18 protein-coding genes are annotated in these 21374 nt (G+C 32.5%); 7 read left to right on the forward strand and 11 right to left on the reverse strand.

All coding sequences use genetic code 11. From position 1 onward, the window contains the following. Positions 1 to 23 precede the first annotated feature (23 nt). The 7 genes from trpB to SLH33_RS05105 form a co-directional block, all read right to left on the reverse strand. Positions 24 to 1202 (reverse strand): tryptophan synthase subunit beta, encoded by a 1179-nt coding sequence (trpB, locus tag SLH33_RS05075; protein WP_320417984.1) that lies wholly within the window; start codon positions 1200 to 1202, stop codon positions 24 to 26. A 52-nt stretch (positions 1203 to 1254) separates the two neighbouring features. Next, entirely contained in the window at positions 1255 to 1893 is a 639-nt protein-coding gene (locus SLH33_RS05080; RefSeq protein WP_320417985.1) for a phosphoribosylanthranilate isomerase, read from the reverse strand. Positions 1894 to 1976: 83 nt separating this feature from the next. Further along, positions 1977 to 2765 (reverse strand): indole-3-glycerol phosphate synthase TrpC, encoded by a 789-nt coding sequence (trpC, locus tag SLH33_RS05085; protein WP_320417986.1) that lies wholly within the window; start codon positions 2763 to 2765, stop codon positions 1977 to 1979. Positions 2766 to 2850: 85 nt separating this feature from the next. Beyond that, positions 2851 to 3204 (reverse strand): four helix bundle protein, encoded by a 354-nt coding sequence (locus SLH33_RS05090; protein ID WP_320417987.1) that lies wholly within the window; start codon positions 3202 to 3204, stop codon positions 2851 to 2853. Positions 3205 to 3230: 26 nt separating this feature from the next. Further along, positions 3231 to 4220 (reverse strand): anthranilate phosphoribosyltransferase, encoded by a 990-nt coding sequence (trpD, locus tag SLH33_RS05095; RefSeq protein ID WP_320417988.1) that lies wholly within the window; start codon positions 4218 to 4220, stop codon positions 3231 to 3233. A gap of 16 nt (positions 4221 to 4236) precedes the next feature. Next, complete coding sequence (locus SLH33_RS05100; protein WP_320417989.1) at positions 4237 to 4827, reverse strand: aminodeoxychorismate/anthranilate synthase component II; 591 nt, start codon at positions 4825 to 4827, stop codon at positions 4237 to 4239. Positions 4828 to 4950: 123 nt separating this feature from the next. Next, positions 4951 to 6333 (reverse strand): anthranilate synthase component I family protein, encoded by a 1383-nt coding sequence (locus SLH33_RS05105; RefSeq protein WP_320417990.1) that lies wholly within the window; start codon positions 6331 to 6333, stop codon positions 4951 to 4953. A 377-nt stretch (positions 6334 to 6710) separates the two neighbouring features. On the opposite strand from SLH33_RS05105, the gene asnB reads away from it, so the two are divergent. After that, positions 6711 to 8372, forward strand: coding sequence for an asparagine synthase B (asnB, locus tag SLH33_RS05110; protein ID WP_320417991.1), 1662 nt, complete (start codon positions 6711 to 6713; stop codon positions 8370 to 8372). A gap of 68 nt (positions 8373 to 8440) precedes the next feature. Here the strand turns inward: asnB and cysK are convergent, their stop codons facing one another. Next, positions 8441 to 9364, reverse strand: coding sequence for a cysteine synthase A (cysK, locus tag SLH33_RS05115; RefSeq protein WP_320417992.1), 924 nt, complete (start codon positions 9362 to 9364; stop codon positions 8441 to 8443). 2 nt (positions 9365 to 9366) lie between these two features. After that, positions 9367 to 10197 carry a serine O-acetyltransferase EpsC gene (epsC, locus tag SLH33_RS05120; RefSeq protein ID WP_320417993.1) on the reverse strand — a complete coding sequence of 277 codons (831 nt, stop codon included), beginning with the start codon at positions 10195 to 10197 and terminating at the stop codon, positions 9367 to 9369. Positions 10198 to 10716: 519 nt separating this feature from the next. Between epsC and gyrB the strand changes: the two genes are divergently transcribed. The 5 genes from gyrB to SLH33_RS05145 all read left to right on the forward strand — a co-directional run bounded on the left by gyrB (position 10717) and on the right by SLH33_RS05145 (position 16684). Beyond that, on the forward strand, positions 10717 to 12654 hold the full coding sequence (gyrB, locus tag SLH33_RS05125; protein WP_320417994.1) for a DNA topoisomerase (ATP-hydrolyzing) subunit B: 1938 nt from the start codon (positions 10717 to 10719) through the stop codon (positions 12652 to 12654). A gap of 127 nt (positions 12655 to 12781) precedes the next feature. Continuing rightward, positions 12782 to 13804 carry a DUF6588 family protein gene (locus SLH33_RS05130; RefSeq protein WP_320417995.1) on the forward strand — a complete coding sequence of 341 codons (1023 nt, stop codon included), beginning with the start codon at positions 12782 to 12784 and terminating at the stop codon, positions 13802 to 13804. A gap of 122 nt (positions 13805 to 13926) precedes the next feature. Then, positions 13927 to 14853 (forward strand): malate dehydrogenase, encoded by a 927-nt coding sequence (mdh, locus tag SLH33_RS05135; RefSeq protein WP_320417996.1) that lies wholly within the window; start codon positions 13927 to 13929, stop codon positions 14851 to 14853. A gap of 88 nt (positions 14854 to 14941) precedes the next feature. Continuing rightward, the gene (locus SLH33_RS05140; RefSeq protein ID WP_320417997.1) at positions 14942 to 15424 is read left to right on the forward strand and encodes a GNAT family N-acetyltransferase; all 483 of its coding nucleotides are present in this window, start codon (positions 14942 to 14944) and stop codon (positions 15422 to 15424) included. A gap of 180 nt (positions 15425 to 15604) precedes the next feature. Continuing rightward, positions 15605 to 16684: a glycosyltransferase gene (locus SLH33_RS05145; protein ID WP_320417998.1), complete on the forward strand. Its 1080-nt coding sequence runs from the start codon at positions 15605 to 15607 to the stop codon at positions 16682 to 16684. On the opposite strand, the gene SLH33_RS05150 is transcribed toward SLH33_RS05145, so the two are convergent. Continuing rightward, positions 16661 to 17527, reverse strand: coding sequence for a glycosyltransferase family A protein (locus tag SLH33_RS05150; protein ID WP_320417999.1), 867 nt, complete (start codon positions 17525 to 17527; stop codon positions 16661 to 16663). The two genes, SLH33_RS05145 and SLH33_RS05150, sit on opposite strands and share 24 nt — an antisense overlap. A 14-nt stretch (positions 17528 to 17541) precedes the next feature. Further along, the gene (locus tag SLH33_RS05155) at positions 17542 to 18228 is read right to left on the reverse strand and encodes a cell division ATP-binding protein FtsE (protein ID WP_320418000.1); all 687 of its coding nucleotides are present in this window, start codon (positions 18226 to 18228) and stop codon (positions 17542 to 17544) included. A 124-nt stretch (positions 18229 to 18352) separates the two neighbouring features. Between SLH33_RS05155 and SLH33_RS05160 the strand changes: the two genes are divergently transcribed. Then, complete coding sequence (locus tag SLH33_RS05160; RefSeq protein WP_320418001.1) at positions 18353 to 21370, forward strand: tetratricopeptide repeat protein; 3018 nt, start codon at positions 18353 to 18355, stop codon at positions 21368 to 21370. The last annotated feature ends 4 nt before the right edge of the window (positions 21371 to 21374 follow it).

Genomic DNA, 21374 nt, shown 5'->3' on the forward strand with positions numbered 1-21374 from the left:
AGCTTTTAGCTTTTAGCCAATGGCTATAAGCCTAAATTTTTCATATACGTTTCCAAATCTTTATCACCTCTTCCTGATAAATTGATAACCACCGTTTGATTCTCTTTAAAATTAATTTTTGGTAACACCGCCAAGGCGTGTGCGCTTTCTAAAGCGGGAATTATTCCTTCTAAACGTGTTAATTCATAGGCAGCTTTTAATGCTTCTTCATCTGTAGCATTCATAAACTTTGCTCGTTTTTCATCAAATAAAAATGCATGCAAAGGCCCTACACCCGGATAATCCAATCCTGCAGAAATTGAATAAGGCTCCACAATTTGTCCGTATTCATCTTGCATTAAAATAGTTTTACTTCCGTGAATTACACCTACTTCTCCTAACTGAGAGGTGGCAGCACTTTCACCAGAACTCACACCTAAACCAGCAGCTTCTACAGCTATTAACTCCACATCTTCATCATCTAAATAATGATAAAAAGCCCCTGCTGCGTTACTTCCACCACCTACACAAGCTATAATTGTATCCGGATTTTCTTTACCAGTTTGCTCTTTTAATTGCCATTTCATTTCTTCAGAAATTACCGCTTGTAATCTCGCCACCATATCAGGATACGGATGTGGTCCCACCACAGAGCCAATTAAATAATAGGTATCTGGATTTTGAATCCAATATCGAATAGCTTCATTGGTAGCGTCTTTCAATGTTTTACTCCCACTAGTGGCAGCCACCACTTTTGCCCTCAACATTTTCATACGCGCTACATTGGGTGCTTGACGCTCAATATCTTTTTCACCCATAAAAACAACACACTCTAAATCCATTAAAGCACATACAGTTGCTGTTGCCACTCCATGTTGACCCGCACCGGTTTCTGCAATAATTTTAGTTTTCCCTAAATGTTTGGCAATGAGAATTTGACCTATAGTATTATTGACTTTATGTGCTCCTGTATGATTTAAATCTTCACGTTTTAAGTAGATATTTACACCGTATTTATTTGATAACCTTTTTGCAAAATACAACGGGCTAGGTCTGCCAACATAATCTTTTAAAAGGCTTTTATACTCTTTTTTAAAAGATTCAGATTTAATAATTTTAATGTAATTATCTTCTAACTCTTTAACATTTGGATACAACAATTCCGGAATAAAAGCTCCTCCGAATTGCCCATAATACCCGTTTTTATCTGGATTGTATTTCATTTTTATCGATTTCGTCATTGCGAGAGTAACGAAGCAATCTTTAATTTAGAGATTACTTCACTTCGTTCGTAATGACAGATTTTTTAAATTTTTGTATTTTTTCTACGGATTTTAATCCGGGTTCTATTTCAAACTTACTATTTACATCAACTGCATAACAACATTGAGATTCTTGCTTTTGCAGGAACGACATTAAATCTTCAACTTCATTCAAACCAATACCGCCACTTAAAAAATAGGGTTTTGTGTACGGATAATCCTTCAATACTTCCCAATTAAAAGTAACGCCATTTCCCCCTCTGTTTTCTCCTTTGGTATCGAACAAAAAATAGTCTACAACATCGATATAATCTTCTAAAACAGAAAAATCAAATTCATCTTTTATTCCGAAGACTTTAATGATTTCAACTTTTGGTAAATGTGTTTTCAATTGTTTTATATAATCCACACTTTCATCACCATGAAACTGAATAACATCCAACTTATATTCTTCAACCAATGACACCAAAATCTCTAGATATTCATTGACAAAAACCCCTACTTTTTTGGTTGATTTTGGTAACTCAGGAATAATTCCCTCAAAATTTCTTGGAGATTTATCATAAAAAATAAACCCTACATAGTCAGGTTGTAGTGCTGCTATTTTGAGAATATTTTCCGGGTATTTCATTCCACAAACTTTAATTTTCATGTTTAAACGTTTAATTGTTAAACTGTTTAATTGTATTCTATATGCTCACAATTAAACAATTCAACGTTTACACAATTACACTTTTATCGAATTTGATTAATAAATTCCTGACATGCCAATCCAGGATCTTCCGCTTTCATAAAATTTTCACCAATTAAAAACCCTTTAAAATCATATTCTTTTAAACCTGATACAATTCTTGGGTCACTAATTCCGCTTTCTGATACTTTGATAGAGCTAGATGGAATTTGACTTGCCAGTTCAATAGAATTCTCCAAATCAACTTTAAAGGTTTTTAAATCACGATTATTAATTCCAATGATTTTATTATCTAAATCAGAAAGCTTATCTAAATCTTCCTGATTATGAACCTCATACAACACTTCTAATCCTAAATCGGTTGCTAATTGACCGTAATTTTTTAATTGCTCTCCCGTTAAACACGCTGCAATTAGCAAAACTACATCTGCACCAATTGCCTTAGCCTCTACGATTTGAAATGCATCTACCACAAAATCTTTTCTTAAAATTGGCTTTGTAGTATTGATAGTTCTCGCTTCCATCAAATCTGCCATCGTTCCCCCAAAAAACGACGTATCAGTTAAAATAGATTGTGCCGCCACATCCGCATCTAAATATCCGTGGGTAACTTCAGTAACCGAAACCTTATCATTTATAATTCCTTTGGATGGAGATTGACGCTTGAACTCTGCTATAATTCCTGTTGAAAATTTTTCGGTTAACGAAGCTTTCAATGAAATTGGAGTCCGTTTAAAATTTGGACTTTCTACCAGTTTTTTTACCGGAACTTCGGCTTTTATTTTTGCTATTTCTTGCTTTTTAAAAGCGATGATTTTATCTAAAATTGTCATTAATTTAATTATGAATTTTAAATTATGAATTACGAGTTTTACTTGTGTTAATTCATAACTTGTAATTATTAATTTATATTTTTATTTATGAATTACGAATTGTTTTCTGAATACTTCCTATGATTTTTAATAATTCATTTACATCTTCAAGTAGAGAGTTCACTTCATCATTCATCAAATAATCAGTATCTCTGAGCAACCTAATCCAATAATGTGTTTCTCTGGCTTCTTTATAAGCTATTGTTAATTTAGCATAAAAATCTTTTCTACTTTGACCACCAATCGCCTCTTCAATATTTGCTCCTATTGACGTTCCTGATCTTAACAATTGTTTACTCAAAACAAATTCTTTCTTTTCTTCAGATAAATATTTGTACACTTTTACTATTCTAACAGCAAAATCATAACTTTTTATCTGAATAATATTATCCTTTTTCATAACTGGCAATTTATAATTCGTAATTACTAATTCGTAATTAACTTATTAAGGCATTCTTTTGCTTTTCCACTAAATAAGGATTCATTAGCTTCCGAAAAAGCAGCTGAAAAACTTTTCTTTTCATCAACAATTTTTAAAGCAAAAGCGGCATTGGTTAACACCACATTGTTTTGTGCATCAGTACCTTTTCCATCTAATATTTGCTTAAAAATTTTTGCAGCATCTACTACGGAATCTCCGCCAAAAATTTCAGACTGGGCAACTCTTTTCAATCCTAAATCTTCGGGAGTTATTAACTGCTCTCCTTCTTTACTAAACAATTTAAATCCGCCAGTGAGTGAGATTTCATCATAACCATCCAAAGCGTGCACAATTCCGTATTTGTTGTTTTCTTCTTGCAGAATATAGTTGTACAATCGAGCAACTTCTAAATTAAATGTTCCTAACAACTGATTTTTTGCGCTACTCGGGTTTACCAATGGTCCCAACATATTAAAAAAGGTTTTAAGTTGTAACGCTTTTCTTGTTGCACCCACTGCTTTCATTGCAGGGTGAAATTTTGGCGCGTGTAAAAAACAAATATTAGCCTTCTCTAATTGACGTTTCAAGGTAGCTTCATCATTCGTAAATTCATACCCAAAACTCTCTAACATATCTGATGAACCCGAGTTTGAGGACACCGAATAATTACCGTGTTTTGCCACTTTTTGTCCGGTTCCCGCTACCACAAACGATGTTAATGTAGAAATATTGAAAGTGTTTTTTCCATCTCCACCGGTACCCACAATATCAATCGTATTGAAATCAGATAAATCGACTTTAATTGCCAACGTTAACAATGCTTCTCTAAAACCCGACAATTCATCAACCGTAATCGGACGCATCATAAACACGGTTAAAAACGATGCTAAATGCGCCTCGTTGTATTTTTCTTCTGCAATCTCCATCAAAATTTGTTTTGATTCTGATTTTGATAAACGTTCGTGTTGGTATAATTTGTTGAGTAATTGTTTCATATTACTAGCTTTTAGCTTATAGCTTCTTGCTTTTAGTTACATTATCAATAAAATTTCGTACTAAATCTTCTCCTACTTCTGTTAAGATTGATTCTGGATGAAATTGAACTGCACTGATGTTGTATTTTCTGTGACGCAACGCCATAATTCCACCATCTTCATCCACACAAGTTACTTCCAACATTGCAGGAAAATTTTCTTTGGAAGCGATCCAAGAATGATAACGAGCTGCTTCGAACTCTTCAGGGATATCTTGAAAAATAACAGCATCTTTTTGAGTTACTCTCATTTTAGTTGCCACTCCATGAAAAACTTCATTCATATTGATAATTTTCCCTCCAAAAACCTCAGTAATCGCTTGTAAACCTAGACACACTCCAAACATCGGAATTTTACCCGTATAGGTTTTTATCGTTTCTTTTAAAATTCCTGCTTCCTCTGGAATTCCAGGTCCTGGAGATAAAATAATCAGGTCATACTCACCCACTTCTTCCACCGAAATTTCATCATTACGATACACATCTGGTAATTTATCGGTGATATTTTCAACCATATGTACCAAATTATAGGTAAACGAATCGTAATTATCTAATATTAAAATGTTCATAATAAGCCCACCCCGTCCCTCCCAAAGGGAGGGAGTTTTACTAAGGTCATTTTTAATTATACTTTTATTTATCTTTTTAGTTGCCACCTACTCTCCTCCCCTCTGGGGAGGTTGGGAGGGGCTTTATATTTTTTCCGCCAACAACAATGCCTTTTTTAGCGCTGCTAACTTGTTATTTACTTCTTGCAACTCATTTTCTTCATTGGAATGAATCACAATTCCTGCTCCCGCTTGTGAATACAACACGTTGTTTTTACTCACAAACGATCGAATGGCAATTGCCAAATTCACATCTCCATTCAATCCGATAATTCCAACAGCACCACCGTAAAATCCGCGAGATTGATTTTCGTATTTATCAATCAATTCCATCGCTTTGTATTTTGGTGCTCCACTTAAGGTTCCTGCCGGAAAAGTATCCCCGACAACTTTAATAGGCTGTCCTTTTATTTGTCCTTGAACAGTTGACACCAAATGAATTACATGGCTAAAATACTGTACTTCCTTGAAAACCTCAACTGTAACATTATTGGCATGTTTACTTAAATCATTACGAGCTAAATCGACCAACATTACGTGTTCTGCTGTTTCTTTTTGATCTTCAGAAAGTTTTTTGCCTAATTTGATATCTTCTGCCATATCACCCGTTCTTCGGAAAGTTCCTGCAATCGGATTGATAATTGCTTTTCCTTGGTTGATTTTAATTTGTGCTTCTGGTGAAGAACCCATCAATTTAAAACTTCCGTAGTCAAAATAAAACAAATAAGGTGATGGATTTATAGAACGTAACGCTCTGTACACATTAAACTCATCTCCTTTAAATTTTTGCTGAAATTGACGTGATAATACCAATTGAAATACATCGCCTCGTTTACAATGCTCTTTTGCTTTACGCACATATTCTTTAAAATCTTCATTGGTGCAATTGGAAGTTTCCTCACCAACAATTTCAAACTTTTGGGTATTGAATGCTTGTGCATTGATAATGGTTTCAATTTCTTGTAAGCGTGATTCATCTACAGCTTCAATATTTTCGATTAACGTCATTTCATCATTAAAATGATTGATGGCAATAATGAATTTATAAAAACTGTATTGCATCATCGGAATTGCAGAAGGAGCATCTGAATTCGTAAACTTTATCGTTTCAAAATACTGTACCGAATCAAACGTAGTATAACCATACAAACCGTTGTATGATTTCATCGATTCTTCACAATCTAAATCGATCAAATCTGTAAACTCAGTAAACAATTCATAAAAATTTTTATCGATGGTTTGTTTACTAATTTCTTTCCCTTTTATTGATACTGAAAACTCATTTTTATCTGCTTTCATGGATACTATTGGTTCAATACAGATAAACGAATAACTATCTTCTTTACTGTGATAATCTGAACTTTCTAACAATAACGTTCCGTGGTATCTATCACGCAACCGTAAATACAAACCTACTGGAGTAACAGTATCTGATAATCGGATTTTATGTATGGTTTTAAATTGCATTTCAAAAGTTTTTAAAATAAAAAAAGGCTTATCATGAGATAAGCCTTTTCGTTGTATTATAGATATAACAAGATGGTCTCACTAACGTACGTTATGAGTTTTCCACCACCAGTTATTTAATAATTGTTTCATCATTATGGAACAAATATATAAAAGTGATTTTATTTTGAGCTATTTTTTTTCATTTTTAACCAAAAACTAATAATCTTCAGTCTTTTTACAGCAAACGCTACCAATTACATTACATTTTGAAATAAATTAAATATTTTTAATTACAATTTATAATCAATAATTTAATTTTCATTTTCAAAAACAAACATCATTCGGTTATTTGCATCATAATTACAACGAAAACTAAAAATTTAAACTAAAATATTATGTGCGGAATTGTATGTGCGTTTGATTTAAAAGAGAAAGCAGAAGACTTAAGACCTCAACTATTAGAAATGTCTAAAAAAGTACGTCATCGCGGACCAGATTGGAGCGGAATTTACAGTGATGACAAAGCTATTTTAGCGCATGAGCGTTTAGCTATTGTTGATCCAAGTTCAGGACAACAACCTTTATTTAGTAAAGACAGAAGATTTGTATTAGCTGCAAACGGAGAAATATACAATCATCAAGAATTACGGAAGCAGTTTGAAGGCAAATATGAATTTCAAACAAAATCTGACTGCGAGGTAATTATCGCATTATATAAAGAAAAAGGAGTTGAATTTTTAGATGAATTAAACGGAATTTTTGGTTTTGCCATTTACGATGCGCACACAGATGAATATTTAATTGCTCGTGACCATATGGGAATTATCCCTTTATATATGGGATGGGACAAAAAAGGAACTTTTTATGTGGCTTCAGAATTAAAAGCATTAGAAGGTTTCTGTAATAAAATTGAAGTTTTTCCTCCGGGATATTATTATACACGTGAAGACGGATTACAAAAGTGGTACACTCGTGATTGGATGGAGTTTGATGCTGTTGAAGACAACCAAACAAGTATTGATGAATTACGCGATGCCTTAGAAGCTGCGGTTCACCGTCAATTAATGAGTGATGTTCCTTACGGAGTGTTATTATCGGGCGGATTAGATTCTTCCATCACTTCAGCAATCGCTAAAAAATATGCAGCAAAACGTGTAGAATCTGGAGATACCGATGATGCTTGGTATCCGCAGTTACACTCGTTCTCTATCGGGTTAGAAGGTTCTCCTGATTTAGCAGCTGCTAAAAAAGTTTCTGATCATATCGGCACCATTCACCATGAAATCACCTTTACCATTCAAGAAGGATTAGATGCTATTCGTGATGTTATTTACAACTTAGAAACCTATGATATTACTACCGTTCGTGCTTCTACGCCTATGTATTTAATGGCACGTGTTATTAAATCTATGGGAATAAAAATGGTATTATCTGGTGAAGGAGCAGATGAAATTTTTGGAGGCTATTTATACTTCCATAAAGCACCAAATGCTGAGGAATTCCACAAAGAAACGGTTCGTAAATTAGATAAATTATATCAATACGATTGTTTACGTGCCAACAAGAGTTTAATGGCTTGGGGAATTGAAGGTCGTGTTCCGTTCCTAGATAAAGAATTTATGGATGTAGCAATGCGTATTAACCCAGAAGATAAAATGATCAATGGGGAACGCATGGAAAAATGGGTATTACGTAAAGCGTTTGAAAGCTATTTACCAAAAGAAGTAGCTTGGAGACAAAAAGAACAATTCTCTGATGGTGTTGGTTACAACTGGATTGACACCTTAAAAGAATTGGTTGATAAAGAAGTTACGGATGAAATGATGAAGAGCGCACATCACCGTTTTCCTATTCAAACTCCAAGAACCAAAGAAGAATATTACTACCGCTCAATTTTTGAAGAGCATTTTCCAAGTGAAACGGCAGCATTAACGGTTCCTTCGGTTCCATCAATTGCATGTAGTACACCAACTGCACTAGCATGGGATGAAAGCTTTCAAAACCAAAATGAACCAAGTGGTAGAGCTATAAAAACAGTTCACGAAGATGCTTATTAAGCCTGTTCGTAATTTTTAAATTTTTAGTTGTGTAAAAAATCCCGAGCCAATGGCTCGGGATGTTTTATTTATCCTTCTTCAGAAAATAATCCGTCAACTGACCAATAACGTTCTCCTGTATCGTAATTAAACGTCAATACTTTGGCTCCTTTCGGAATTTCATTTTTAAACTTATCAATAGCTGCTAAGGAAGCTCCGGTAGAGATTCCAGTTAAAATTCCTTCTTTCTTAGCCAATTCTTTTGCAAATTTAAAAGCATCTTCCTTTTCAACCGTAATCGCTCCGTCTACTACTTTTTCATCGTACGTATCCGGAATAAAACCTGCTCCGATTCCCTGTAATGGATGCCCTCCTGGTTCACCTCCACTTAACACAGGTGATAATGCAGGTTCTACTGCGTAGGTTTTTAAGTTGGGAAAATGTTGTTTTAAAATTTCTGAAACTCCAGAAATATGTCCACCAGTACCAACACCAGTAATTAAATAATCAATTCCGTCAGGAAACGCTTTTAAAACCTCTTGTGCGGTGGTTTTTTTGTGAATTTCAGGATTTGCCATATTCTTAAACTGCTGAGGCATCCACGCATCTTCATTATTTTTAACCAATTCTTGTGCTTTTTCAATCGCTCCTTTCATCCCTAATTCTTTGGGAGTTAAATAGAATTCTGCTCCGTAAGCTGCCATAATTTTTCTACGTTCAATACTCATAGATTCTGGCATTACTAACAGAATTTTATATCCTTTTACCGCTGCCACCATTGCTAAACCTACTCCTGTATTACCTGAAGTTGGCTCAATAATTACCGTGTTCTTGGTCAGCAATCCTTTTTCTTCTGCATCTTCGATCATTGACAATGCTATACGATCTTTAATGCTACCTCCTGGGTTTGCTCTTTCTAACTTCATCCAAACTTCAAAATCGTTTGAAAATAAGTTATTAATCTTAACTTCGGGTGTATTTCCGATTGTGCTTAAAATGGTATTATGTTTCATAACTAAATGACAAAATTTATAGGTTCTTTCTTAATCTTTTCTCCTTTTACAATAATTTGACTTTTATGAAATATTCTAGAATGTGGTTCAATACTATGTGTTAACCACACATTTCCTCCAATTACACTATTTTCCCCAATCACAGTACTACCTCCTAAAATGGTTGCTCCTGAATAGATTACTACATTGTCTTTGATAGTGGGATGCCTTTTGGTATCTTTAATTTCTCGTGAAACTGAAATAGCCCCTAACGTTACTCCTTGAAAAATCTTTACTTGGTTTCCAATTATCGTAGTTTCGCCAATTACTACACCTGTACCGTGATCTATCATAAACTGCTTTCCTATAGATGCTCCCGGATGAATATCAATTCCGGTTTTACTATGTGCATATTCAGATAAAATTCTAGGTAAAATGGGTATATTTAATTGATATAATAAATGTGAAAAACGATAAACAGCAGTAGCAAAAAAACCAGGATAAGCAATTTGAATTTCTCTGATAGATTTTGCCGCAGGGTCATTTTGCAATATAAATTCAGCATCTTCAATCAAAATAGCATAAATGGATGGAATAGCATCAAAAAGCTTTTCTTTAATACTTATCAATTCCTCTTTGTCCGTTAAAACATCAAGTAAAACATCAGTAAAACTACTTTCTAATTCATTAAAGTAAGCATTAAAATCTTTTTCAGTTGTGATTTGTTTTTTACCTACTTGAAATAATACATCATATAAATTTTGAATGAATTCTTCTGCATTTTCCTTTCCCACATAGCATTTACATTCACTAATAGATGCTAAAAATTGTGCTTTAAAATTATTTTCTTTCATATTTATCAAAAACAAAAAACCACTTCTATTCAAAACAGAAGTGGTCATTAATATTTTAAAAAATAAAATATACTACATAGCCAACATCTGCTTCTTTTTCAAGAAACAACACTGACAACATACTTTATTTAACTTAATTGCTAACATGTAATGCAAATATAAAGGTATTTTTTGGAAGAAAAAACTTAAAAAAAATCCATTTTTACCTGCAAACAGAAATCAAAAATTAAATTCTAAGCCATTTTCTGTAATTTCTGATTTCTAGTTTAGAGATTTAAATAACATTTTTAATTTTAAGGTGATTTTTAATTGATTTAAGACACTTTTTAATTTTTAACATTTGTTGATAATCTTAAACACAAATCGCTTAAAAACTTCATTTTAAAGTTTTAAAAGTGTAAATTTGTATAACTAGTAATCGCTCTTTTCCAGCGATTATTTTTTGGCTTCAATTACGCTCAGCCAACAAATAAGAGCGTTTTATTCCATCATAAGAAAACAAATTAATTCACTTATAAAATGAGCGAAGAAAAAAAACATAATTATTCAGCCGATAGTATTCAGGCGTTAGAAGGAATGGAGCACGTACGTATGCGTCCGTCCATGTATATTGGTGATGTTGGTGTGCGTGGTTTACATCATTTAGTGTATGAAGTTGTAGATAACTCTATTGATGAAGCTTTAGCAGGTCATTGTGATACTATTTCGGTAGACATTAATGAGGACAATTCTATCACGGTTAGAGATAACGGTCGTGGTATTCCGGTAGGATTACATAAAAAAGAAGGAGTTTCGGCTCTTGAAGTAGTAATGACCAAAATTGGTGCCGGAGGTAAATTTGACAAAGATTCTTATAAAGTATCCGGTGGTTTACACGGAGTTGGGGTAAGTTGTGTTAACGCACTTTCTGACCATTTAAAAGCTACAGTATACCGTGAAGGTAAAATTTGGCAACAAGAATACGAGCGAGGTAAAACCTTATATCCGGTAAAAACTATTGGAGAATCTGATAAAACAGGAACCGAAGTAACTTTCATTCCAGATAAATCTATCTTCCAACAAACTACGGAATACAATTACGATACGTTAGCAACGCGTATGCGTGAGTTAGCGTATTTAAATAAAGGAATTACCATCACTCTAACCGATAAACGTCGTACAGATGATGAAGGTAATTTCATTTTTGAAACTTTTCACAGTACAGAAGGGTTATCAGAGTTTGTAAAGTATTTAGACAGTACCAGAACTCAAATTATTGAGCATGTAATTTCTATGGAAGGTGAGAAAAACGGAATTCCGGTAGAAGTTGCAATGGTATATAACGATTCATATGCTGAAAATTTACATTCGTATGTAAACAACATTAACACGCACGAAGGAGGTACTCACTTATCTGGTTTCCGTCGTGGATTAACGGCTACGTTGAAAAAGTATGCTGATGATTCAGGATTACTAAAAAATGTAAAGTTTGAAATCTCAGGTGATGATTTCCGTGAAGGATTAACAGCTATCGTATCAGTTAAAGTTGCGGAACCTCAGTTTGAAGGACAAACCAAAACCAAATTAGGTAACCGTGAAGTAACTGCAGCAGTATCGCAAGCGGTATCTGAAATGTTAACGGATTACTTGGAAGAGAATCCAAACGATGCTAAAACCATTGTTCAAAAAGTAATTTTAGCAGCACAAGCTCGTCATGCAGCTCGTAAAGCTCGTGAAATGGTACAGCGTAAAACAGTAATGAGTATTGGTGGTTTACCCGGTAAATTATCTGACTGTTCTGAAACTGACCCAGAAGCATGTGAAATCTTCTTGGTTGAGGGAGACTCGGCAGGTGGTACTGCAAAACAAGGTCGTGATCGTAATTTCCAAGCTATTCTTCCTTTAAGAGGTAAAATCTTAAACGTTGAAAAAGCAATGCAACACAAAGTTTTTGAAAACGAAGAAATCAAAAACATGTTTACAGCATTAGGGGTTTCGATTGGTACCGAAGAAGATCCTCGTGAGTTAAACTTAACAAAATTACGTTATCATAAAGTAGTGATCATGTGTGATGCCGATGTTGATGGTTCGCATATCGCTACCTTAATTTTAACTTTCTTCTTCCGTTACATGCGTGAAATGGTTGAGCAAGGGTATGTATACATTGCTACACCACCTTTATACTTAGTTAAAAAAGGACAAAAGCGTGAGTACGCTTGGGATGATAACCAACGTGACTTAATTGCTCAAAAAATGGGTGGCGGGGTTACTATTCAGCGTTATAAAGGTCTTGGAGAGATGAATGCTGAACAATTATGGGACACTACCATGAATCCTGAGTTCAGAACATTACGTCAAGTAACTATTGATAATTTAACTGAAGCAGATAGAGTATTCTCAATGTTGATGGGAGATGAAGTTCCACCTCGTAGAGAGTTTATTGAAAAGAATGCAAAATATGCAAATATTGATGCGTAATGCTATATGCATTATAAAAACAAAAAACCTTAAGACAAATTCCTTAAGGTTTTTTTTGTTTTCATGAACAAGTTCTCAGATATAATAATTTTTATATTTTTAGCCATTAATAAACAATCCTCAAATTATGAAAAAAAATATTTTTCTTTTTTTACTATTGATAGTTACTGCTATTAATACAAATGCTCAAAACGGACCAGAAGGCATTTTATTTGCTAGCTCCCAAGATGCAAATAGATTAACCAAAGCCTATATGAATCCTGCGATGAAGGGATTAATTTATGGAATGAATAATGGATGGTATCACACAGCTAAAGTGCATAAAAAATTTGGATTTGATATTTCTATAAATTTAAACGGATCATTCATTCCATCAAAAGATGAAATGTTTTCATTATCAAATTTGACATCTGTCAACCAATTAAATGGCGGTAATATCACTTCTGCAACGGTAGCAGGTTCAGAAAATGATGGCGTTTTAGCTACTGTAGAGTTTCAAGAGAATGGAATTACTTATCAAGGAACTTTTGACATGCCTGGAGGTATTAAAGAAGACCTGCCTTTAAATGCTGTTCCCACTCCTGCTATACAAGCAAGTTTAGGACTACCTTTTAAATCAGATATTATTTTAAGATTTGTTCCAAAATCAGGAAGTGATGATGTAAAAGGAAGTTTATTTGGTGTTGGATTTAAAAAAGAGATTACTGACTGGTTTGGTCCACTAGACAAAACTCCTTTACACGTATCTTTATTAGCTACCTATACCACTATGGGAATTGATTATAATATTGTTGATGACAACCCAGGCGATAATATTGATATTCAAAATGGTAAAGTAGATTTTAATTTAAATGCATATACAGTTCAAGCAATTGCCTCACTTAACTTTCCTATTATAAATGTTTACGGAGGTGTCGGTTATACAGGAGGTACTTCTTCTTTAGACATGCTAGGGACTTACACTATTGACTATAATTTATCCCCTACACCAAGACAATTAATTGATCCTTTAAACTTAGATTTTGACGCAAGCGGTTTTAGAACCACTTTAGGAGCAAGATTAAGCTTAGGTTTTTTCAAAATTTTTGCTGACTATACTTTACAAGAATACAATGCTGTAAATGCTGGTATTGCCTTTAGTTTTAGATAAAAAAACTAAATATAATTTTTAATAAAAACCCATTGAAATATCAATGGGTTTTCTTTTATATCCATAGGCAAATCGCTATTTTTGTGCATCTTATTAATAATTTTCAATAAAATATATATAAAATGAAAGTAACAGTTGTAGGAGCAGGTGCTGTAGGCGCAAGTTGTGCTGAGTACATTGCTATTAAAAATTTCGCTTCAGAAGTTGTTTTAGTAGATATTAAAGAAGGTTTTGCTGAAGGTAAAGCTATGGATTTAATGCAAACTGCTTCATTAAATGGTTTTGACACTAAAATTACAGGAACTACTGGAGATTATAGCAAAACTGCTGGATCTGATATTTGTGTGATTACTTCAGGTATTGCTCGTAAACCAGGTATGTCTCGTGATGAGTTATTAGGTATCAATGCAGGTATTGTAAAATCAGTTGTTTCAAGTTTAATTGAGCACTCTCCTAACACCATTATCATTGTGGTTTCTAACCCAATGGATACTATGACCTATTTAGTACATAAAGCTACAGGATTACCTAAACACCGTATTATTGGTATGGGTGGTGCATTAGACTCTGCTCGTTTTAAATATCGTTTAGCTGAAGCTTTAGAAGCTCCTATTTCTGATGTTGACGGAATGGTAATTGGAGGTCACTCTGACAAAGGAATGGTACCATTAACTCGTTTAGCTACACGTAACTCAGTTCCTGTTTCTGAATTCTTATCAGAAGAAAGACTAGAACAAGTAAAACAAGATACTAAGGTTGGTGGAGCAACGTTAACTGGTTTATTAGGTACTTCTGCTTGGTATGCACCAGGTGCTGCTGTTTCAGGTTTAGTGCAAGCTATTGCTTGCGACCAAAAGAAAATTTACCCATGCTCAGCTTTATTAGATGGTGAATATGGTTTATCTGATCTTTGTATTGGTGTACCGGTAGTATTAGGTAAAAACGGAATTGAAAAAATTGTTGAGATCAATTTAAGTGCTGAAGAAAAAGAAGCTTTAACTTCTTCTGCTGAAGCTGTTAAAAACAATAATAAAGCTTTAGAGTTTTAACACTCTTTTTTAACAATATATTTTAAAAGCAACTTCAAATGAAGTTGCTTTTTTAGTTAATTTTAGTTCGTAATAAAAATCAATTAAGTTGAAAGCAATTTATAGAAAAGTTCAAGAAGAAGATAACAAAGCTTTAGCCTCTATGATCAGAAGTGTTTTTGAGGAACACAATGCACCTCAACAAGGTACCGTTTATACAGATCCAACTACCGATTATCTCTACGATTTATTTAAAAATCCGAAGTCAGTTTTATGGGTAGCAGAGGTTGATGGTAAGGCATTAGGTTGCTGTGGTATTTACCCCACAGAAGGTTTAAATAATGACTGTGTTGAACTCGTTAAATTTTATATTTCAAACACTATAAGAAACAAAGGAATCGGTAAAGAGTTGATGCAAAAAAGCTTAGATTCTGCCAAAGAATTAGGCTATAAAGAAGTCTACTTAGAGAGTTTACCTCATTTTGCAAAAGCCGTTTCTATGTATGAAAAATTAGGGTTTAAAAAGCTAGAAAAATCTTTAGGAAATTCAGAACATCCTACTTGCAATATATGGATGCTAAAACACTTATAACGTGATAATTATAAAAAAATGTTAAAATTAAAATCCTATGTAAGATTTTTGAAAACCTATCGTCCAAATTATAGAGAAACATTCTTTTAGTTTCTTTTTCATAGTTTTTCATAGCAATTTTCCCGCTTCAAGTAATTGGAGCGGGTTTTTATTTTTATTTTTATCTCAAAATCAATTTCATTGAAAAAAATAATAGTTTCTGTTACTAATGACTTATCAACAGATCAACGTGTTGCCAAAGTTTGTGATACTCTTCACAAATCTGGTTTTGACATTCTATTAGTAGGCAGAAAACTAACAACAAGCTTACCTGTTAACAGAAATTATACAACCAAACGCTTAAATCTATTATTTAATAAAGGTTTTTTGTTTTATGCGGAATATAATACCCGATTGTTTTTCTTACTGCTATTTTCAAAAAAAGACATTTTATTAGCGAATGATTTAGACACTCTGTTACCCAATTTTATCATCAGTAAATTACAAGGCAAAAAATTGGTTTTTGACAGTCATGAGCTATTTTCTGAAATCCCTGAGTTAGCACATAAAAAAAGAGTACAATGGTTTTGGAAAAAGTTAGAAACCCTTTTGATACCTGAAGTTAAAAATGGTATTACTGTTTGCGAAAGTATCGCTGAATATTATAAAAAATTATATAATGGTGATTTTATTGTTGTAAGAAACCTACCCTTAAAACAAAAAAATAACTCCCTCAAAAAAAATCTAAATTTTAACAAAAAGATCATCCTATACCAAGGTAGTGTAAATATTGGTCGCGGTTTGGAGTTAATGATTGATACTATCAAGTTCTTGGATGATTTTCTTTTCTTAATTGTAGGTGATGGTGATATTACTCAACAGCTAAAGAAAATAGTACAAATTAAAAAATTAGAAAATAAGGTTATTTTTTACGGAAAGGTTAATCCTGAAGAACTAAAAAATATTACACCGAATGCTGTTTTAGGCATTTCATTAGAAGAAGATTTGGGATTGAATTATCGTTTTACTTTACCTAATAAAATTTTCGATTATATTCAAGCGGAAGTACCCATCCTAGTTTCAAATTTACCGGAAATGAAACAAATCATTTTAGATTATAAAGTTGGTGAAATTACAACAAATAGAACCCCTAAAGACATTGCTTATCAGATCCAAAATATAACTCAAAAAGATTTTTCTGATGCATTAAAAAGAGCCAAATCAGAATTGATTTGGGAGAACGAAGAACAAATTTTACTATCTATTTTTTCTTCTTTGTAAATAATCCAAATAACTTATTCTAAATAGGTCAAAATATATTAATAAAGAAGTCTCAACAGCTTTTTTAGCAAAATATATATGCTTATTTTTTAGAAAATGAATTAGAAAAGTCTGTTCAAAAAAATTAAAAACCTTTAATAATTTCATTTGTCTAAAATCTTCCGGAAAATTCTTTTTTAGAAACATCAGATTTTCTAAACCTTGTTTCGTTTTTTCAATAAAAGCCTCATTATCTTCAATTTGTTCATGAAAGACAGGATTATCAATATGAACGACTTTAATTCCTTGTTTTTCTAACTGCTTCCCTATAAAATAATCTTCATAACCATATGTAGTTAAATTTTCATAGAAGTTAACCTCATTAAAAATCTCTCTTGTTGCTAAAAAATTAGATGTAAAAAAATAACGATACGGTTCTTTTTTTCTCTTTTCAACTAGAACTTCTTCTCTTTTAATCCCAAAACTAGTTCGTAAACTATTTTTTAAATCTCTGTGCTTTCTTCCTCCACAAAATACTTTAGGTTTAAAAAGATTATTCTTTATAATTTCTATATAATCCTGGATAAAATTATCACTAACAGGAAAACCATCAGCGTCCAAAAAAAGAAGCCAATTAAAATTTGATTCTTTTATTAATAAATTTCTAATAGCACTTCTTCCAATGTTTTCAGTTAGCTCTATGAATCTTGAACTCGAAAGATTATTTATTTTATTATTTTCTGAATTTAAACTAGATTGAGAACCATCATCAACACAAATTATTTCAAAAACATTGTTGGTTTCTAGTAATTGCTTGTGAATTTCTTCAACTAAAAAATAAGCATTGTAATTATATGTTGGCACTAATACCGAAAGCATTATGCACTAGTCTGTTGCACAACTTCAAATAGTTTACCATCTTCACACTTAACTGTTTTTTGCTTGAACTTAACAATTAACTGATAATCATGTGTTGCCATAAAGATAGTTTTGCCACTTTGATGAATTTCATTCAATAGCTCCATAACCTCTAATGAAGTTCTCGGGTCTAAATTTCCGGTAGGTTCATCGGCTAAAATCAATTCTGGATCATTCAACAGCGCTCTAGCAATAGCTACTCTTTGCTGCTCTCCTCCAGATAATTCAAAGGTTTGTTTATAGTATTTTTCCTTCATACCTACCTTATCCAAAACTTCGTAAATTTTTTCTTTACGTTCATTTTTATCTTTCCAACCTGTAGCTTTCAATACAAAATCTAAATTTTCAAAAACATTTCTGTCATTCAATAATTTAAAATCCTGAAAAACAATTCCCAAATTTCTTCTTAAAAATGGAATATCTTTTTCTTTTAATTTCTTCAGATCAAACCCAACAATATTCCCCAAACCACGCTGTAACGGAATATCTCCATACAAAGTTTTAAGCAAGCTACTTTTACCGCTTCCTGTTTTTCCTATTAAGTAATAAAAATCACCTTTATTCAACGAAAAATTTACTTTTGAAAGTACTAAATTATCGCGCTGATATATATCTGCATTCTCAAGATGTAGAATTGGTTCCTCCATAAAAACAAGTAGATTTCTACAAATCTATCATTTATTATTGATTATTCCGTACATTTTTTATTTTTGAATAAACTATCCAACAATTTAAAAAAAACAACGTTATCAACTTTATATAACGACAACTATGAAATTAAAACCAATTCAACAATCCCTAACTCTTTTACTTTGTGGATTTTGGCTATTGAATTCCTGGGCACAACAAACAGAAATTCAATCAAATTTCGATGCAAAATTTCATCATGCAATCACTTTGTATAACAATAAAGCTTATGCAGGCGCTCAAAAATTGTTTGCTGAAGTGTCAAAAAGCAGCGGAAAACATAATAATTTAAAAACAGATGCTGATTATTATGAGGCAATGTGCGCTATAAAACTCAATCAAACCAATGCCGATGATAAAGTAATGACGTTTGTTAAAAACAATCCGTATAGCAGCAAAAAAGAAATGGCTTTTATGAATGTGGGAAATTATTATTTTTCTAATAGAAAAGCCTCTCATGCTTTAAAATGGTATCAAAAAGCAGATCCTAATTTATTGAGTATTGAAGATAGAAATGAATTGAACTACAAAATGGGATATGCCCTATTAGTTTCTAATTATTTAACCAGTGCCAAAGAAAAATTTGCTACTTTATTAGGAGATCCAAGATATGGTAATGATGCACGTTATTACTACGGATATATTTCTTACAAACAAGAAAACTTTGGTGAAGCCGAAGATAATTTAGCCCAATTAGCTGATGATGCTACTTACAAATCTAAAGCCAATTATTACTTACTAGATATTGCTTTTAAAGGTGGAAAATTTGAAAAAGCCATCCTAATTGGAGAAAAAATATTGCCAACAGCTGAGAAAAAACAAATTTCTGATATTTCTAAAGTGATTGGTGAGAGTTACTTTAATTTGGGGCAGTATGAGAAAGCTATTCCATATTTATTGGAATATAAAGGTAAAAAAGGACGTTGGAATAATACCGATTATTACTACTTAGGGTATGCTTATTATAAGAAAGAAGATTATGAAAATGCGGTTGCTTATTTTACTAAAATTATAGGTGGCCAAAACATGGTTTCTCAAAATGCTTACTACCATTTGGGTGAATGCTATTTAAAAACAGGAAAAAAAGCTGAAGCTTTAAATGCTTTTAAGAATGCAAGTGAAATGGATTTTGATCCGCAAATAACTGCGGATGCTGATTTTAACTATGCTAAATTAAGTTACGAAGAAGGAAACCCATACAAAAGTGTACCACAAGTACTAAAAGAATATTTAGCAAAATATCCTGAGTCTCCAAAAAAACAAGAAATAAGTGATCTTTTAATCACGTCATATTTATACCAGCAAGATTATCAAGGAGCTATTGATTACTTACAAACAAATCAAAATACTGAAAATGATGTGCTAGCTAATGAAATATCATTGTACAGAGGTATACAGCTCTTCAATCAGCAAAAGCTAGAACAAGCAAATCCACATTTTTTAATTGCCACCAAAGCAGAAAACGATACTATTAAAAACAAGGCTCGTTATTGGATGGCTGAAACGGATTATTTATTGGGTGAATATCAAAATTCTCTCGATGAATTCTTATCAGTTAACAACCATTCTATAGAAGAAGCTAAAAATCTGAATTACAATATTGCTTACTCATATTTTAAATTGAAAAATTATGAAAGTGCTGCCACCTTTTTCAAAAAGTTTTTAGATCAGCAATTAGATGATAATGATTTAAATGATGATGCTTCAAATCGTTTGGGTGATTCTTACTACGCTACAAAAAACTATTCACAGGCTATCAACGCATATGAAAAAGTAATTAATGAAGGAGGTGTAGGTGCAGATTACGCATTGTATCAAAAAGCGATGAGCAATGGATTAGCTGGCAATAATCAAGCAAAAATTAAAGATTTGCAATCGTTAGCCAATAATTATGAAACTTCTAATTTAAAAGATGATGCTTTGTTCCAATTGGCCTCTACATACACAACCATGAACAAAACGTCGAAAGCAAATGAAACTTATAATAAACTTTTACAAAATCATCCAAGTAGTAATTATGTACCAAACGTATTATTACGTCAAGGTTTATTGTATTACAACGGAGGTAAAAATACACAAGCTTTAAATAAGTTTAAAGAAGTCGTTGCTAAATACCCTAATTCAAATGAAGCAAAACAAGCAGTTACCAATGCCAGAAATGTGTATGTGGATATTGGTAAAGTTGATGAATATGCTTCATGGGTAAAAAATGTTCATTTTGTAAATGTATCTAATAGCGATATTGACAATGCTTCTTATGAAGCAGCAGAAAATAAATTTTTAGACGGCAGTACAGATTTAGCTATAGATGGATTCAATAAATATTTAAATGAATTTCCTAATGGATTACACGCTTTAAAAGCACATTTTTATTTGGCTCAATCATATTTTAAGAAAAATCAGAAAGAAAAAACCATTCCGCATTATTCATATGTCGTTGAACAAGGTAAGAATGAATTTTCAGAAGAATCTTTAGCGAAGCTTTCTCAAATTTATTTAGAAAGTAACAATTGGACTAACGCTATGCTTTTATTAGAGCGTTTAGAAAAAGAAGCTAATTATCCGCAAAACATAATTTTTGCTCAAAGCAACATGATGAAAGGTTATTACCAACAAGCTAATTATGAAAAAGCTGTGGAGTATGCAGAAAAAGTTTTAACCAACGCTAAAATAGACCAAGTAGTTGAAGAAGATGCAAAAATCATTATTGCTCGTTCTGCTATAAAAACGCATGATTATTTAACTGCTGAAGAATACTATTCTATCGTAAATGAAACTGCAACCGGTGAGCTGAAAGCAGAAGCACTTTATTACAATGCTTATTTTTTACACGAAGCAAAAGCGTATGAGGATTCTAATAAAGAAGTACAAAATTTAATTGCTAATTACTCAAACTACAAATATTGGGGAGTAAAAAGCTACATCATTATGGCTAAAAATTATTATGCTTTAAAAGACGCTTATCAAGCCACTTATATTTTAGAAAATATTATTAAAAACTTTACGCAATTCAAAGATTTAGTTGAAGAAGCTCAAAATGAACTCAGTAATATTAAAAACAACGAAGCCAAAACAAACGAATCAGTAAACACACAAAAGTAAAATT

The sequence above is a fragment of the Tenacibaculum sp. IB213877 genome, assembly GCF_034043975.1.
In the GTDB taxonomy this organism is placed as follows: domain Bacteria; phylum Bacteroidota; class Bacteroidia; order Flavobacteriales; family Flavobacteriaceae; genus Polaribacter.

What these genes read in the sequence shown, in the direction of transcription:
- trpB (WP_320417984.1), bottom strand. Translation starts at nt 1,202, where the DNA reads ATGAAATACAATCCAGATAAAAACGGGTATTATGGGCAATTCGGAGGA.
- SLH33_RS05080 (WP_320417985.1), bottom strand. Translation starts at nt 1,893, where the DNA reads ATGAAAATTAAAGTTTGTGGAATGAAATACCCGGAAAATATTCTCAAA.
- trpC (WP_320417986.1), bottom strand. Translation starts at nt 2,765, where the DNA reads ATGACAATTTTAGATAAAATCATCGCTTTTAAAAAGCAAGAAATAGCA.
- SLH33_RS05090 (WP_320417987.1), bottom strand. Translation starts at nt 3,204, where the DNA reads ATGAAAAAGGATAATATTATTCAGATAAAAAGTTATGATTTTGCTGTT.
- trpD (WP_320417988.1), bottom strand. Translation starts at nt 4,220, where the DNA reads ATGAAACAATTACTCAACAAATTATACCAACACGAACGTTTATCAAAA.
- SLH33_RS05100 (WP_320417989.1), bottom strand. Translation starts at nt 4,827, where the DNA reads ATGAACATTTTAATATTAGATAATTACGATTCGTTTACCTATAATTTG.
- SLH33_RS05105 (WP_320417990.1), bottom strand. Translation starts at nt 6,333, where the DNA reads ATGCAATTTAAAACCATACATAAAATCCGATTATCAGATACTGTTACT.
- asnB (WP_320417991.1), top strand. Translation starts at nt 6,711, where the DNA reads ATGTGCGGAATTGTATGTGCGTTTGATTTAAAAGAGAAAGCAGAAGAC.
- cysK (WP_320417992.1), bottom strand. Translation starts at nt 9,364, where the DNA reads ATGAAACATAATACCATTTTAAGCACAATCGGAAATACACCCGAAGTT.
- epsC (WP_320417993.1), bottom strand. Translation starts at nt 10,197, where the DNA reads ATGAAAGAAAATAATTTTAAAGCACAATTTTTAGCATCTATTAGTGAA.
- gyrB (WP_320417994.1), top strand. Translation starts at nt 10,717, where the DNA reads ATGAGCGAAGAAAAAAAACATAATTATTCAGCCGATAGTATTCAGGCG.
- SLH33_RS05130 (WP_320417995.1), top strand. Translation starts at nt 12,782, where the DNA reads ATGAAAAAAAATATTTTTCTTTTTTTACTATTGATAGTTACTGCTATT.
- mdh (WP_320417996.1), top strand. Translation starts at nt 13,927, where the DNA reads ATGAAAGTAACAGTTGTAGGAGCAGGTGCTGTAGGCGCAAGTTGTGCT.
- SLH33_RS05155 (WP_320418000.1), bottom strand. Translation starts at nt 18,228, where the DNA reads ATGGAGGAACCAATTCTACATCTTGAGAATGCAGATATATATCAGCGC.
- SLH33_RS05160 (WP_320418001.1), top strand. Translation starts at nt 18,353, where the DNA reads ATGAAATTAAAACCAATTCAACAATCCCTAACTCTTTTACTTTGTGGA.